Origin of the sequence: Streptomyces collinus Tu 365 (genome assembly GCF_000444875.1) — a bacterium.
GTDB classification, from domain to species: Bacteria; Actinomycetota; Actinomycetes; order Streptomycetales; family Streptomycetaceae; genus Streptomyces; species Streptomyces collinus_A.
In genome coordinates this window covers 7,280,692-7,296,271 of the sequence record NC_021985.1, presented here as the reverse complement: position 1 = coordinate 7,296,271, position 15,580 = coordinate 7,280,692, and the positions used below count along the sequence as shown (strand labels likewise).

The 15,580-nt window shown below is 71.5% G+C and carries 12 protein-coding genes; 8 read left to right on the top strand and 4 right to left on the bottom strand.

The window, feature by feature from the left end:
- Positions 1–33 precede the first annotated feature (33 nt).
- The 4 genes from B446_RS31640 to B446_RS31625 form a co-directional block, all read right to left on the bottom strand.
- The gene (locus tag B446_RS31640; RefSeq protein ID WP_020943521.1) at positions 34–1,716 is read right to left on the bottom strand and encodes an ABC transporter family substrate-binding protein; all 1,683 of its coding nucleotides are present in this window, start codon (positions 1,714–1,716) and stop codon (positions 34–36) included.
- 51 nt (positions 1,717–1,767) lie between these two features.
- Positions 1,768–3,852, bottom strand: a complete 2,085-nt coding sequence (locus B446_RS31635) for an ABC transporter ATP-binding protein (RefSeq protein ID WP_020943520.1) — start codon at positions 3,850–3,852, stop codon at positions 1,768–1,770.
- Positions 3,849–4,727, bottom strand: a complete 879-nt coding sequence (locus B446_RS31630) for an ABC transporter permease (RefSeq protein WP_052352402.1) — start codon at positions 4,725–4,727, stop codon at positions 3,849–3,851. Before B446_RS31630 ends, B446_RS31635 begins: the two co-directional genes overlap by 4 nt.
- Positions 4,728–4,788: 61 nt before the next feature.
- Positions 4,789–5,772 carry an ABC transporter permease gene (locus B446_RS31625; protein ID WP_043476836.1) on the bottom strand — a complete coding sequence of 328 codons (984 nt, stop codon included), beginning with the start codon at positions 5,770–5,772 and terminating at the stop codon, positions 4,789–4,791.
- Positions 5,773–6,185: 413 nt separating this feature from the next.
- Here B446_RS31625 and B446_RS31620 point away from each other — a divergent pair, with 413 nt between their 5' ends.
- Genes B446_RS31620 through B446_RS31585 form a run of 8 tightly spaced genes read left to right on the top strand, consistent with a single transcriptional unit; the run spans position 6,186 to position 15,562 of the window.
- Positions 6,186–7,448, top strand: coding sequence for an ATP-grasp domain-containing protein (locus tag B446_RS31620; protein ID WP_420010343.1), 1,263 nt, complete (start codon positions 6,186–6,188; stop codon positions 7,446–7,448).
- 16 nt (positions 7,449–7,464) lie between these two features.
- Positions 7,465–8,694, top strand: a complete 1,230-nt coding sequence (locus tag B446_RS31615) for a lysine N(6)-hydroxylase/L-ornithine N(5)-oxygenase family protein (protein WP_020943516.1) — start codon at positions 7,465–7,467, stop codon at positions 8,692–8,694.
- Positions 8,691–9,068, top strand: a complete 378-nt coding sequence (locus B446_RS36255) for a cupin domain-containing protein (RefSeq protein WP_020943515.1) — start codon at positions 8,691–8,693, stop codon at positions 9,066–9,068. The genes B446_RS31615 and B446_RS36255 overlap by 4 nt, the downstream gene beginning before the upstream one ends.
- Complete coding sequence (locus tag B446_RS31605) at positions 9,061–10,164, top strand: NAD(P)/FAD-dependent oxidoreductase (protein ID WP_020943514.1); 1,104 nt, start codon at positions 9,061–9,063, stop codon at positions 10,162–10,164. Before B446_RS36255 ends, B446_RS31605 begins: the two co-directional genes overlap by 8 nt.
- Entirely contained in the window at positions 10,161–11,792 is a 1,632-nt protein-coding gene (locus B446_RS31600) for a class I tRNA ligase family protein (protein ID WP_020943513.1), read from the top strand. The genes B446_RS31605 and B446_RS31600 overlap by 4 nt, the downstream gene beginning before the upstream one ends.
- Positions 11,789–13,036 carry an ATP-grasp domain-containing protein gene (locus B446_RS31595; protein ID WP_020943512.1) on the top strand — a complete coding sequence of 416 codons (1,248 nt, stop codon included), beginning with the start codon at positions 11,789–11,791 and terminating at the stop codon, positions 13,034–13,036. The genes B446_RS31600 and B446_RS31595 overlap by 4 nt, the downstream gene beginning before the upstream one ends.
- Entirely contained in the window at positions 13,029–14,366 is a 1,338-nt protein-coding gene (locus B446_RS31590) for an MFS transporter (RefSeq protein ID WP_020943511.1), read from the top strand. The genes B446_RS31595 and B446_RS31590 overlap by 8 nt, the downstream gene beginning before the upstream one ends.
- Positions 14,363–15,562, top strand: a complete 1,200-nt coding sequence (locus tag B446_RS31585) for a threonine aldolase family protein (RefSeq protein WP_020943510.1) — start codon at positions 14,363–14,365, stop codon at positions 15,560–15,562. The genes B446_RS31590 and B446_RS31585 overlap by 4 nt, the downstream gene beginning before the upstream one ends.
- The last annotated feature ends 18 nt before the right edge of the window (positions 15,563–15,580 follow it).

Genomic DNA, 15,580 nt, shown 5'->3' with positions numbered 1-15,580 from the left:
GCGCCTGCCCTCCGGCACGGTCCTGCGGGGTGGTCACTTCTCCCAGCCGACCGTCTCCGGGAGCGGGTTGTAGAAGATGGTCGCGCCGACGTTGGCGAGGCCCTTTTTCACGCCGTAGGTCGAGGGTCCGCTGAACAGCGGGAGGAAGGCGTACTCCTGGAGCGCCTTCCGCTCGACCTCGTTGGCCGCCGCGGCCTGCTTGCCGAGGTCGGCGATCCTGCCGGTGGCACGGATGTCCGTGTCCAGCGCGGGCGAGCCGGCACCGGTGATGTTGGAGTCGCGGTCGGAGCAGTAGAAGTCGCACAGGTAGCGGGCGCCGAACGGGTCCATCGAGCGGTTTCCGGAGAGGAACAGATCGAACTTGCGGTCGCTGAGGATCTTGGAAAAGTCCGCCTCGTCGGCCTTTCCGATGTCGAGGCGGACGCCCACCGATTTCAGCATCGCCGCGAAGGCGCCGGCGGTCGCCTTGTCCAGCGGGTCGTCGCCCAGGAGCGTGTAGCCGACTTCGAGCTTCTTGCCGTTCTTGGCCCGGACACCGTCGCCCCCGGGCTTCCAGCCCGCCGCGTCGAGTGCCTTCCGCGCCTCGTCCGGCGCGTACTTCAACACGGCCGAGACATTGTCCTCGTAGCCCTTCTGGAAGCTGTACAGGATGGCGGAACCCGGGAGGGGCTCCCGGTAGTCGAGGCCCTGGAACCGGATCTTCGCGATCTGGGTGCGATCGATGCTCTCCTCGATGGCCTTGCGCACCGTCCTGTCGGCGAGGACGGAGGACTTCGTGTTGAAGTACAGCGAGTACTCGAAGGGGCTTCCGCCACTGCGGATCTCCGTGCCTCGGATCCCCTTGACCTGCTTGAGGCTCTCCGCGTCGGCCGCGGAGGCGTAGTCGAGCTGCCCGTTCTTGAAGGCGTTGATCGCCGCGGTCGATTCAAGGTTGACGTAGACGCGCTTGTCGAGCTTGCCCTTCCTGCCCCACCACTTCGGATTGCGGACGAAGGTGATGTCGCCCGAGTGGGCGTCCCACTTGCCCACGGTGTACGGCCCCACGCCCCACTCCGGGTGGGCCTTCTTGACGTAGGCGTCGTTGAAATTCCGGACCGTCGCGGCCTTGGGGTGCAGGAAGGTGGTGAACAGGCCGGACCAGGAAGCGTTCACTCCCCTGAAGGTGATCACGGCCTGCTTGGCGTTGCCGCCCTGCTCGACCGAGGTGATCTGGTCGTAACCGTCCGTGGAGGAGGCGGCGTAGGCCTTGTCGGAGCCGTTGTTGGCCTTCCACGTGGCCCTGATCGCGGTCCAGTCGACCGGTGTGCCGTCGTTGAAGACGGCCTTGGGGTTGATGGTCAACGTGACTTTCTGGTTGCCGCCTTCCACGGAGACCTTCACGTCGCTGAAGTAGTCCGGGTTGTACTGCACCTCGCCGGTCGGCGCGTAGGTGATCGCGTCGGCGTTGTACCAGGCCCAGATACGGGAGGCGGTCAGCGTGGCATTGACGTTGAACGGATTGCCCTGGTCGTCGAAGGTCCCGACCGTGGTGTACGTGCCCCCCTCCTTGATCCGGTCGTACGGCGTGGGGTTGTAGTCGGCGGCGGACGACGCGGCCGACGGAGCGTTCTTCGCGTCCGGCCGCGCGGAGTCCTTCCCCGGCGAGGACTGGCACGCGGTGGCGGTGACGGAGACGGCAGCGATCAGAGCGACGGGCAGGGCCAGTCTCGTGCGCATGGTGGAGGGTTCCTTAGGGGTCGGTGAGGGGACAGCATCGACGGACCGTGTTCAGACTCCGTGGCAGGCGTACCGATGGCCGGGGAGTCCGGCTGCCGAGGCCGGCGCGGGGGGCTGGGTGCGACAGCGGTGCCGCAGTTCCTCGTCGGCAAGGTGGTACAGCGGGCAGCGGTCGACGAAGACACATCCCGCGGGCACCCGGGCGGCGGTCGGCTGCTCGCCCTCCAGCACGACGCGTTCGCGGGTGCGTTCCCGCTCGGGGTCGGGTATCGGGATCGCCGACAGCAGCGCCCGCGTGTAGGGGTGCCTCGGATCGGAGAAGATCGCCTCGGTGTCCCCGGTCTCGACGATGTGTCCCAGGTACATCACCGCGATGCGATCGGAGATGTACCGGACCACGGCCAGGTCGTGGGCGACCACGAGGTAGGCGAGGCCGAGTTCCCGCTTGAGCCGCGCCAGCAGGTTGATCACCCCGGCCTGTACCGAGACGTCGAGCGCGGAGAGCGGCTCGTCGAGCGCGAGCAGCTTCGGCTCCGTCGCCAGGGCACGGGCGATGGCGACCCGTTGGCGCTGGCCTCCGGAGAGTGCGGCCGGGAAGCGGTCGCTCACCGAGTCGTCCAGACCCACCAGGGTCAGCAGTTCGCGGACCCGTGCGCGGATCGACTCGCGATCACGCCCGATCGCCCGCAGGGGTTCGGCCAGCGAGTGGAATACGGGCATCCGGGGGTCCAGAGCCCCCAGGGGGTCCTGCATGACGATCTGTACGTCCTGCCGCAGCTGCCGTGGGCGCGCGCCGGACAGGACCGTGCCGACGTCGACGCCGGAGACCTCGATCCGGCCGCCTTCGGGCCGTCCGAGCCGAAGGATCTCCATCAGGGTCGTGGTCTTGCCGCTGCCGGACTCACCGACCAGGCCGAGCGTCTCGCCGGCACGCAGCTCGAAGCTGACCCGGTTGACGGCGCGCAGGGTACCGACTCGGCGCTTGAGGAGGACGCCCTTGGTGACCGGGTAGGTCTTGACGAGGTCCTCGACACGGAGCACCACCTCGCCGGCCGCGGCACGACTCGAGGGCGCCGGTGGGTCGACGGGCGCGGCATCGCCCGTCGGGTCCAGGGATCCGTCGGCGATCTCGGTGGCGCGAAGGCAGGCCACGTGTCCGTGCCCGGTGACGTGGCGCAGCTGCGGCTCGCCGGAGCGGCACACGTCGAGGGCGACGGCACAGCGGGGTGCGAAGGGGCAGCCGTCCGGGAGGCCCACCGGGGCGGGTGGCTCCCCACCGATCGGGACCAGGGGCCGGTGGGTCCCGCCGTCCACGGTGGGCACGGCGGCGAGCAGCCGCGCGGTGTACGGCATCGTCGGCCGGCGGAAGAGTTCCCCGGCGCCCGCGTGTTCCACGATCCGGCCCGCGTACATGACGGCGACGTCGTCCGCGTGGCCCGCCACGACCCCGAGGTCGTGCGTGATCAGGACGAGACCGGCGCCGGTCTCCTGCTGTGCCAGCCGCAGCACGTCGAGGATCTGGGCCTGCACGGTGACGTCGAGTGCGGTGGTGGGTTCGTCGGCCACCAGCACGGACGGTCTGTTGGCGATGGCCATGGCGATGACCACGCGCTGGCGCATGCCGCCGGAGAACTCGTGCGGGAAGGCGGCGGCCCGGTTGCGCGGGTCGGGAATGCCGACGAGGTCGAGCAGTTCCACGGCCTGTTCCCAGGCTGCCCGCTTCGTCAGGTCCTGGTGGACCCGCAGGGCGTCGGAGAGCAGCCTGCCCACCGAGAAGATCGGTGTGAGGGCGGACAAGGGGTCCTGGAAGACCATGCCGATGGAGTTGCCGCGGATCTTCGACAGTGCCCGGTCGTCGAGGCCGATGAGGTCCTGTCCGCCGAGCAGCACCTGGCCGCGCAGGTCGGCGGTGGGCGGCAGCAGGCCCATGATGCCCATCGCGGTGGCCGACTTGCCCGAGCCCGACTCGCCGACGACGCAGAGGGTCCGGCCGGGCAGCAGGTCGAAGCTCACGCCGCGTACCGCCTCGACGGTGCCCGCCTCGGAGGGGAACGAGATCCGCAGGTCACGCACGGAGAGGACGGGATCGGTGTCGGTGGAGGGTGCCGGGGCGGGCAGCGGGGTCGCGAGGGTCATCGCCGGCCTCCCGCCGAGCCGGTCACCGACGTGGGGTCGAGGGCGTCGCGCAGGCCGTCGCCGATGAAGGTCATCGACACGGTGAGCAGGACGACCAGTCCGGCGGGGAAGGCGAAGAGCCAGGGGGCGCTCGTGACGGTGTTCGCGCCGTCCGCGAGCATCGTGCCGAGGGAGACGTCCGGGGTCTGGACACCGAACCCGAGGAACGAAAGGGCGGTTTCGCTGAGCACGGTCGCCACGACTCCGAGCGTCAGGTTGACGATCAGCAGGGACCCGAGGTTGGGGATGATGTGGCGCAGGACGATTCGCAGCGGACCGACTCCCATGAACTCGGCCGCCTTCACGTAGTCCCGTTCGCGCAGTGAGGTCGAGACGGACCAGATCACCCGCGCGGTGGACATCCAGCCGAACACGGTCAGCACGGCGATGAGGACGCGCCAGTCGCCGGCCAGCCGGTGGGAGACCAGGGCGAGGATGAGGAACGAGGGGACGATCAGCAGGAAGTGGATGACGGCGAGGGTCGCCCGCTCGACCCGGCCGCCGAAGTACGCGGCGCCCGAGCCGATGATCGCGGCCAGGACGATCGTCAGTACCGACACGCTCACGGCGATCATCAGGGAGCGCTGGAGCCCGTGGACGGCGCAGGCATAGATGTCGTTGCCGCCCTGGTTGGTGCCGAACCAGTGCCGGCCGCTCGGAGGCTGGGTGAGCGCGGTGAAGTCGGCGTCGGTGTACGCGTAGGAGGTGAACCGGCCGCCGAAGGCTCCGAACAGCACCAGCAGCACGAAGATCACCACTCCGACGACGGCGATGCGGTTGCGCAGGAACCGCCGCAGGTAGAGCCGGCCGAGGCCGGGGTTCGCGTGCTTTCGCACGATGGTTGCCGCTTGTGACACCTGTTCCTCGGCCGGCCGGGAGGGCGCGTCGGTGGTCACGTCAGCTCACCCGCACTCTCGGGTCGAGGAAGACCGTGGCGATGTCCGCGAGGATCGCACCGATCGCGGTCAGGGCCGCGGCGAAGGCGGCCGTCGCGACCACGCCGTGTACGTCGTTCTTGCCGATGGTCTGGATGAAGTAGCGGCCCATGCCGTTCCAGCCGAAGATCGTCTCCGTGATGACGGCACCGGTGAAGACGGCCGGGACACTGAACGCCACGGAAGCAGCCGTCGGGATGAGCGCGGCCCTCAGAGCGTGCCTGCGGATGGCCTGGGTGCGGGTGAGCCCGGTGGCCCGGGCGGTCCGCACGAAGTCGGCGTGCAGCGTGTCGAGCAACAGCGAACGCTGCGTCAGGTGATAGCCGACGTAACCCATCAGCGTGAGCGTCAGAGTCGGCAGGATCAGGTGCAGGAGACGGTCACCGATCGTGGGGAGCAGTCCTTCGACGCCCGGCGAGTCCTCCCCCGCGACGTAGAGGAAGTGCAGCCCGGCGTGCTGGTTCAGCCAGATGGCGCCGAAGACCACGGCGAGGGCGGCGACGGAGGTGGGGACGTTGAACACCACGATGGACACGGCCTGCGAGACCCGGTCGGCCCAGCCGTACTGCCGTGCGGCGGTGTGGACGCCGAGCGCGACACCGATCACGACGGACAGCACGGTCGCGACGAGGACCAACTCCGCGCTGATCAGCGCCCGGTAGCCGACTTCGCCGTTGACGGAGACCCCGGTGGGGGACTTTCCCCAGTCGAAGCGCAGGATCACCGAGGTCAGCCAGTCCCACCAGCGGTGCGCCAACGGCACCGTGGGATCCAGGTTGTACGGCGCGAGGGCCCGGTCGATCTGCGCCTCGGTGCGGACGGGCCGCAGCTCCTTGAAGTTCGACCGCGGGTCGAGGAACCAACTGGCCAGGAAATAGGTGGCGTTCGTCGCGACCACGATCATCAGAAGCCAGCCGGCCGCCTTGCGCATCACATAGCGCGCCACGCGCGGCACCTCCTCGCCCCACACGAGGTGTGTGCTTCTCGGGCACCGGGGAGACAGGTCGCATGCATGCGCGGTGAAGCTTTCTGCGGGGACGGAACGGCGGACTGGAGATGTACACGTCAGCCTGGTCCGTACTCCGCCGCGGCACCAGGTCTTGCCTGGTGGTGTCATGAGGTCGACATGCTGCCGTAGCACACGCTTCGACATATGGCGCAATGCGGATGATCTTCACCTCCGGGGCCGAACAGGCGTCCATGGCGGCCCTGTTCCGGAAATCGTGCGGCCGAGGTTGGCTCTCGCAGAGGATTTTGCGGTGATCCATTGACCGGGTCCCAGGCGCCCGGATAGAAAGATCACGATCAGGACCGTGATCGCGCGTCCGGTCCATACAGCTCTGCACGGGGGATCTCGCTTTGCCGCACACAGATGTACTTCGCCCTGCCCGCGTCCTGGTGGTCGAACCCGCCTCCTCCGGAGGCGCCACCCTGATCGGTGTCGCGGCCGAGATGGGACTGCGGGTCGTCGTCGCCACCGCCGACTCCGGCGACCGCCGGCTCTCCGACGCCGTGCGCGCGGCGGCCGACTCGGTGCTGACGGTGGAGACCAACGACCAGGCCGACCTCGAAGCGGCCGTGCTCGAACTGCACCGAGCCGAGCCGTTCGAGGCGGTGCTGCCGGGCTCCGACATCTACGTGACGGCGACCGCGCGCGTCGCCGCGGCACTGGACCTGCCCGGCCTGCCCGTGGCGACCGTCGACAGGGTCCGGGACAAGAGCGTCATGCGGGCCGCCGTGGCGGAGGCCGGCTTGCGCACCCCGCGCTTCGCCCAGGCGACCACCGACGCCGAACTGCGCGCCGCGGCCGAACGGGTCGGCTTCCCCTGCGTGCTGAAGCCGGTCGCCTGTTCCGGCAGCATCCACGTCAGCCGCGCCGACGACCTCGACCAGCTCACCGCCGCGTTCCAGCGGCTCGTGACCGATCCGGAGCCCGACATGGGCAAGCTGCACGAGCACCGGGTACTCGTCGAAGAGTACGTCCAGGGCCCCGAGTTCAGCGCCGACGGCTACGTCCTGGAGAGCGGCGAGGTCACCGTCGTCGCCCTCAGCCGCACCCTGCTCGGCCCCGAGCCCGACTTCGTGGAGCTCGGCCACCTCACCCCGGCGCTCGTCGACGACGCCACCCTGCGCGGCATCGAGGCGTACGTCGGCGACGTCGTCCGCGCCGTCGGCATCACCAGCGGCCCCTTCCACTGCGAACTACGCCTGAGCGCCGACGGTCCGGTGCTCATCGAGATCGGCGCCCGGCTGCCGGGCGACCGGATCGTGGAGCTGCTGCGGCTCGTGACCGGCGTCAGCCTGCCCAGGGTGGCCGTCGCCACCGCGCTCGGCGTCGGCCTGGAGGCGGCGGGCGCCTTCGCACGGCCGCAGGCCAGGAGTGCCGGCATCCGCTTCTTCTCCGCCGCGGGCCGCTCCTCGTACCGGGAGCTCACCGGGTGGCCGGAACTGGAGGCACTGCCGGAAGTCACCGAGACCGCCGTCTACTTCGCGCCGGGCGAGACCATCCCCGGCGTCGAGGACTGCCGCTCGCGCCTCGGCCACGCCCTGTTCACCGCCGACTCGCCGCAGGACGCCCTGGACCGCTGGCAGGCGCTCGGCGACCTCGTCGTCCCGGCCTGACCCGGGGGTTGCCACCATGAACGCACACATACTCGACTACGCGGCCGTCGGCATCGGCCCCGCGAACATGAGCCTCGCCGCGCTCGCGCATCCGGTCGAAGGACTGCGCGGCGCCCACCTGGAGCGCCGTGAGAGCTTCTCCTGGCACCCCGGGCTGCTGCTGCCCGAGGCCACCCTCCAGGTCTCGCTGCTCAAGGATTTGGTGACGCTGGTCGATCCGACCAGCCCCTTCTCGTTCCTGTCGTTCCTGGCGAGTGAGGGCCGGCTCTACCGGTTCCTGGCCGCCGACTTCCCGGCCGTCCTGCGCGCCGAGTTCAACCAGTACCTCCAGTGGGTCGCCGGGCGGCTGCCGAGCCTGACGTTCGGCGCGGACGTCCACAGCGTGGACTTCCACGACGGAGCCTTCCACCTCCGCACCGCCGAACGGGAGGTGACGGCACGTCACCTCGTGCTGGGCACCGGGCTCACGCCGTCCGTCCCCGAGCCGTTCCGCCCCTTCATCGGCCCCACCGTCTTCCACTCCGGGGAGTTCCTGCTGCGGTCCCCCGAGGTGACCGGACGGCGAGTCGTCGTGGTCGGCGGCGGCCAGAGCGGCGCGGAGATCGTGCGCCACCTGGCGGCCGGCGCGGCTGCCGAGAGCATCACCTGGGTCAGCCGGCGCTCGTCGTTCCTGCCGATGGACGACTCGCCCTTCGCCAACGACCTCTACACGCCCGACTACGTACGCCGCTTCCACGCGCTGCCCGCCGACCACAAGTCCCGGCTCCTGGAGCGGCAGAAGTACACCAGCGACGGCATCGACCTCCAAGTCCTGCAGGACATCTACCGGTTGAGCTACCGCGACGAGTTCATCGAGGACAACCCCGGCCGGCTGCGCTTCATGGCGGACTGCGCGGTCACCGCGGTCGAGGGCGGCCCCGGCGACTTCAAGCTCGTCGTCGAGTCCTCCGGCCCGGAGGCACCCGCCGTGCTCGCGGCCGACCTCGTGATCCTGAGCACCGGATACGCCTACGCGCTGCCGGACTTCATGGCGCCGCTGGACGCGCGACTGCGGCGGGACGGCGGGATGCTCGTCGTGGGCGACGACTTCTCGGTCGCCTGGGACGGGCCCGCGGAGAACCGGATCTACCTCCAGAACGGCGCCCGGCACGCCTGGGGCGTCGCCGATCCCAATCTCAGCCTGCTCGCGTGGCGCAGCGCGGTCATCCTCAACAGCATGCTCGGTGAGACGAGGTATCCGGTATGACCGCGCGTCAGGTGGCGCAGTTCCAGGCGGAGGCGGTCGGCGCCCTGGTTCCCTTCGGCCCGACCGAGGAGGAACCCGACGGAGTGACCGTCGCCGAGGCGGACTTCGCCCGTTCGGTCTTCCCCCACGTGCCGTTCGAGGCGGCCCGCTTCACCGTGCCGGCGGGCGGGAGCAGCTCGCCGGACCAGCACGCGGTCCAGGAGATCTGGGTGGTCCACGCCGGCTCCGGCACCCTGGAGGTGGACGGCGAGCGGTCGCTCGTCGGGCCCGGCTCCCTGGTGGGCTTCGCCTCACAGGCCGTCCACGAGATCTTCGCCGACCAGGGCGAGGAACTGGTCGTCTACTCCTTCTGGTGGTCGGCGCCCCATGAGTGAGCGCATCACCGGGACCGGTGAGGCGCCCCACTACGACCTCGCCGTCGTCGGTGCGGGCGTGGTCGGCGCCCTCACCGCGTACTACGCCGTGCGCCGGGACCCGGGCCGGCGCGTCGCCGTGATCACGCACGCCGGACGGGGGACGGGCGCGACCCGTCTGTCGGCCGGATTCGACACGCCCACGGGGCACAACCCGGCCCAGCGTGCGCTGGCCGCCCGCAGCACCGCGCTCTTCGACGAGCTCGCCGCCGGACTCGGCGACGCCGGACGCGCGCCGGTCGACGTCCGCTGGCTGGTGGCGCGCGAGAACACGGCCGCGCTCGACGCGACCATGGCCGACGGCGGCCGTACGCGCCCGGTCAGCGGGGAGGAGCGATCCCTGCTCGAGCGGACGTTCCCCGGGTTCGCCCACGGCGGCGACCAAGTCCTGCTGGCGAGCGGCCCCATGACCATGGGCCGGCCGCAGTGGCTCACCGACCGGCTGCTCGACGAGGTCCTCGGCCGCCCGGCCAACACCCTCCTGGAGGGATTCCGGGTGACCCGGGTACGGCGTACGGGCGGGTGCGTCGAGCTGGTCGCCGCCGACGGCAGCCGGCTCACCGCCGCCAAGGCGGTCCTCGCGCCCGGCCCCTGGGTCCTCGACGGCCCGGTGGCGGCGGCGGCCCGCGCGCGCGGGGCCCGGGTGAAGAAGGTGGTGGCGTTCCACCTCATGACGGCGCCCCCGCCGGGCGCCCCGGCACTGGTCCTGGAGGACGCCGACGCCTTCCTGCTGCCCCACCACGGCGGCGGCCACTGGATCCTCAGCATCACCTCGCCCGACTGGGACCGCGGCCCCGACGAACCACTCGCCATCGACCCCCGCGACCGGGAAGTCGCCCGGGCCCTGCTCGCCCGGCACGTACCGGGCTTCCTGCCGCACCTGCTCGGCGGCCGGGTCTTCAGCGACTGCTTCACCGCCGGCCATGTGCCGATCGTGGACACGGCCGGCGACGACGACGTCGTCATGGCCATCGGCGGTTCCGGATCCGGCTACCGACTCGCCCCGGCCATGGCCGAGGACGCACTGGACCTGCTCGACAGGAGAACGCGAACATGAGCCTGCTGACCGGGGAGACCCACACCCCCCGGCACTACCTCCTGGTGCCGCCCGAGGCCACGCCCAACGGCCCCCTGCACCTCGGCCACATCGGCGGCCCCTTCCTGTGGTCGGACATGATCGCGCGGCATCTGCGGGTCCGGGGCGACCTGCCGTTGGTGATCACCGGCAGCGATGTGTACGAGTCGTACGTGACGCTCAAGGCGCACGCCGAGGACTCCACGCCCGGCGAGGTCGCCGCCCGCTACGGTCGGCGCATCCAGGACGACCTGGCCGCGATGCGCATCGGCGTCGACGCTTTCATCGTCCCCGACCAGCAGCCCTGGCGGGAGCAGTTCGAGCAGGAGGTGGCCGACTCGATCGAGCGGCTGACGGCCCGGGGCGCGGTGCTGACGCGTACCGAGCGCGTGCCCCACTGCGCGGCGTCGGACCGCTGGGTGGTGGGCGGCTGGCTCCAGGGCAGCTGCCCCGAGTGCGGTGCGGGCATCGCGAGTTACTTCTGCGAGGAGTGCAGCGCGCACTTCCTGCCCGAGTCGGTCGTCGAGCCGCGCCCCCTGCTCGACGAGGGGCCGCTGACCTGGCGCGAGATCTCCAGCCTCTTCCTGCGGCTGCCCGACCGCGACCTCCTGGACACCACCCTCGCGGACCTGGGCGTCGCCGACCGCTACCGGGCGACCGTGGCGCGCTTCCTGGAGCGCGACGGCCTGACCGTACGGCTGAGCGCCCCGCAGACGTGGGGAGTTCCGCTGCCCGGATCCGAGCCGGACGTCCCGCGCGCCCTCTTCCCGTACGCCGGGATCTTCATGTTCGCCCGCCTCGCCGGCGCCGTCCACGGCCGGCTGTCCGGTACCGGCGTGAACGCCTTCGACCCGGACTCCCAGGTCACCACCATCACCACCCTGGGGATCGACAACGTGATCCCCACCCTGGTCTCGATCGTCGGCACCAGCCTGCTGCACGGCGCCATGAAGCCGTACGACCGGTGCCTGATCAACAACTTCTACCGGCTGGCCGGGCGGAAGTTCTCCACCAGCGCCCAGCACGCCATCTGGGCGGCGGACATCGCCGCCTCGCCCGCCATCGGCGTGGACACCGTCCGGTACCACCTGGCCGGGGCCGATCTGGAGTCCGGGGCGGCGAGCTTCGAGACGGCCGACTTCCTCCGGACCGCGAACACCACGCTCGCCGACGGCCTCGGCAAGCGGATCGACGCCGCCTGGAGCCGGCTGCCGGACGGGCCACCGCAGGCGCCCGCCCCGGCCGTCGCCGACCTCCTGGAATCCCTGCTCGCCGAGCAGTCCGCGGCGCTCGACGGCGCCCGTGTGTCGACCCGGCGCGCGGTCGCGGCACTCGACCGCTGGTGTGCCGACGACGCGGTCGCCCACGCGGCCGAGGACGGCGCCTACTGGTGGCTCAAGGGCTTGTCCCTGCTGGCGTTCCCGGTGATGCCGGACCTCGCCGAGCTCCTCTGGCAGCGCCTCGGGGGCACCGGAGAGCCTCGCGCGAGGGCCTTCCTCGCCAGGACCCCGGCCCTGCGGGACCGGCCCGCGCCCGGCTTCGGCCGGGTGAGCGCCGCCGATCTGGACGCCTGCCTGCCCGGCACCCTGCGACCGGGAGCGGACACGTGACCGACCGGACCACCCCGCTGTACGTCGTCCTCAACCGCTCCGGCGACGAGTTCGGCGAATACCACCGCTTCCTCGACGGCCATCCATGCCGGACGGTGTACCTCACCACGCCCGGCGGGCTGCCCGCGCTCGACCGGGACGGGGCGACCGAGGTCCATGTGCGCGACAGCCTGGCCCACGACGACCTGCTGCCCCTCGTACGGGAGATCGCGGACCGGCACGGTACGCCCGAGGCGGTCTTCGGCCAGTCCGAGTACGACGTCCTGACCGCCGCCCGGCTCTCGGCCGCGCTCGGCGTCCCCGGCGGCTACGGTGTCGACCTCGTCGAGCGGTTCAAGGACAAGCCGGCCATGAAGAGCGCGGTGGGCGCGGCCGGACTGCGGGTTCCCCGGTTCCGGCGGCTCGACGACGCGCCCTCGGCGGAAGCGGTCGTCGACGCCCTCGGCGGTCCGCCCCTGGTCCTCAAGCCGCGCGCGGCGGCGGGCTCCCAGGGAGTCACGGTCGTCCACAGCACCGACGAACTGCGCGACGCGCTCGAGGGCGTCGACCCCGAGGCGTACGAGTGCGAGGAGTACGTCGACGGGGACATCTTCCACGTCGACGGCGTCCGCCGCTCCGGCCGCCTCCACTTCGTCACCGCTTCCCAGTACGTCCACACCTGTCTGGACTACGCGCACGGCCGCCCGCTCGGCTCGGTCCTGCTCGACCCCGGCCCCGAGCGCGACGAGCTCACCACGTTCGCCGACCACTGTCTGCGGGCGCTCGGGCTGCGCGACGGCGCGTTCCACCTGGAGGCGATCCGGCGGCCGGGGGGCGAGCTGGTGTTCCTGGAGGTCGGGCTGCGGCCGGGCGGCGCTCAGGTGCCGTTCCTGCACGTCGACCTCTACGGCATCGACCTGTTCGCCGAGGCGTTCCGGGCGGCGCTGGACCTGCCCCCGCTGTGGCAGCCGTCCGAACCGGTCGGGCCCCGGGCCGGCGGCTGGCTCATCTACCCCGTTCCGCGCGAGCTGCCCGGCCGGGTCGTCGCGCGTACCTCGCTCCTGTCGGCCGTCCCCGAGGTCTACCACGAGGAACTGCCCGCCGTCGGCCGGATCCTGACCGGGCCCGGCAGTTACGACGAGGGCTGCGGGATCTTCCGGTTCCGGGGGCGGAGCGCCGCCGCGGTGCGCGCCGCCGTGCACACCGCGATGGAGGTGTACGGGCTGCGGACCGAGCGGGCCGAGGGGGCTGAGCCGCATGGCTGACGCCCGCGGACACGCCGACGTGCTGCGCGCCTGGTTCCGGGAGTCCCTGCCGGCCGCCGGGAACGCGCGCAGACTCGGCGTCCTCACGCTCATCCAGTCCCTGGGGCTCGGGGTGTTCCTCACCTCCAGCGCCGTGTTCTTCACCCGGACCCTCGGCATCCCCGCCCACCGAGTGGGCCTCGCCCTGTCGGTCGCCGGGCTCTGCGGTCTGCTCTGCACCGTGCCCATCGGCCGGCTCGCGGACCGGCTCGGCGCGGGCCGGGTGCTCGCCGGCAACTTCCTGCTCGCGGCCGCCGGCTTCACCGCCTACTGCCTGGTGGACGGCTTCGCCGCATTCCTCGCGGTCGCGTGCGCCCTCGCGGTCCTGGAGACCTCGGCGGGCGCGCTGCAGGCATCACTCACCGACGCGCTGGTGGGCGAGGCGGCGCGGGTCAGGGTGAGCGCGCAGATGCGCAGCCTGTTCAACCTGGGCTTCCTCGGCGGCGCCGCGCTGGCCGGAGCCGCCATCGCGGCGGGCACCGCGACCGCCCTGTACGCCACGGTCCTCGCCAACGCCGCCCTCCAGTTGGTCTCCGTCGCCGTGCTGCTCGGGATGCGGCTGCCCGCGGGCGCCGGCCCCCGTGCCGCCGCCGAGGCGCCGGGCGGGGTGCTGCGCAGCGCCGCGCTGCGGGACGTGCGCTATGTGGCGGTCTCGCTGGTGTGCGGTGCTCTGGAGCTGTACCAGCCGCTGCTGACGGTCGGTCTGCCGCTGTGGATCGTCACCTGCACCGACGCGCCCGCGCTGCTGGTGTCGGGGCTGCTGATCCTGGACACCGTCCTGGTGCTGCTGTTCCAGGTCGCGGTCAGCGGGGGCGCGCGTACTCCGGCCGGAGCGGCACGTATGCTGCGCTGGGCGGGGTGGGCGCTGGGGGCGTCCTGCCTGGTCTTCGCGGTGAGCGCGGGGCACGGTGTGCTCCTGGACAGCGCGGCCCTGGTGGCTGGTGCGCTGGTGCTCGTCATCGGCGAGCTGTACCAGGCGTCGGCGAGCTGGGGCCTGTCCTTCGGGCTCGCCCCCGCGGGCCGGCAGGGTGAGTACCAGGCGGTGTTCTCCCTGGGGCGCGGGCTCCAGCAGTTCGCCGGGCCGTGGCTGATGACCTCCCTGGTCGTCGGCACGGCGGCGACCGGCTGGCTGGTCCTCGCGGCGGTCTTCGCCCTGCTCGGGCTCGCCGCACCACCGTTGGTGCGCGGCCTGGAGAAGGCCCGCGCGCGGACGGAGCCGGCGCCGGCCGGCGCCCGTCCGGACCACATGTGTCACACCCGTACGACCGAGACGAGTAGGCCAGCACCATGACCATACAGCGACGACACGACCCGGACGAGCGCGGCTTCGCCAGCGACAACTACGCCGGGGCGCACCCCGAGGTCCTCGCGGCGATCGCCCTGGCCAACGGCGGCCACCAGGTCAGCTACGGCGCCGACGTCTACACCGAGCGCCTCCAGGAAGTGGTGCGCGGCCACTTCGGCCCCACCGCGCACACCTACCCGGTCTTCAACGGCACCGGCGCGAACGTGGTCGCGCTGCAGACCATGCTCGACCGATGGGACGCCGTGATCTGCGCCGAGTCGGCCCACATCAACGTCGACGAGGGCGGGGCCCCCGAGAAGGTCGCCGGGATCAAACTGCTGACGGTGCCCGCGTGGGACGGCAAGCTCACCCCTGAGCTGATCGACCGTCAGGCATGGGGCTTCGAGGACGAGCACCGGGCCCGGCCCAGGGTCGTCTCGATCGCCCAGTCCACCGAGCTCGGCACCTGTTACACCCCGGACGAGATCCGTGCGATCTGCGACCACGCGCACGACCGCGGCATGCTCGTCTACCTGGACGGCGCCCGGCTCGCCAACGCCGCCGCCACCCTCGGCGTGTCCCTGCGTGAGATGACCACCGACGTCGGCGTGGACGTGCTCTCGCTCGGCGGCACCAAGAACGGGCTGCTCTTTGGCGAGGCGGTGATCGTGCTCAACGAGGACGCGGTGCGCGGCATGGCTCACCTGCGCAAGACGAGCATGCAGCTGGGCTCCAAGATGCGTTTCATGTCGGTGCAGTTCGAAGCGCTGCTGGGCGGCGACCTCTGGCTGCGCTCGGCGGCCGGCTCGAACGCGATGACCCAGCGGCTGTACGAGGCGGTGCGCCACCTGCCGGGCCTGGAGATCCGCCGCCCGGTGCAGGCCAACCAGATCTTCGCCGTCCTGCCGCCGGCCGTCACCGAGCGTCTCCAGAAGCGTTTCCGCTTCTACACCTGGGACGAGCAGGCCGGCGAGGTCCGCTGGATGACCTCCTTCGACACCACCGAAGCCGACGTGGACGCGTTCGCGGCGGCGATCGCGCAGGAGCTGGCGGTGGAGCGAGGCCAGGGACCGGCGGGCGCTCTGACCACGGCCGAGCGCGAGGAACTGGTGCGACTGCGCCGCAGGGTGAGCGAGATGGAAGAGACGATCGAGAGGCTGGGGAAGGAGCCCGTCTCCTCCGCGAACCGCAAGGCGAAGTAGCCGGCGACAGAAGCCCGG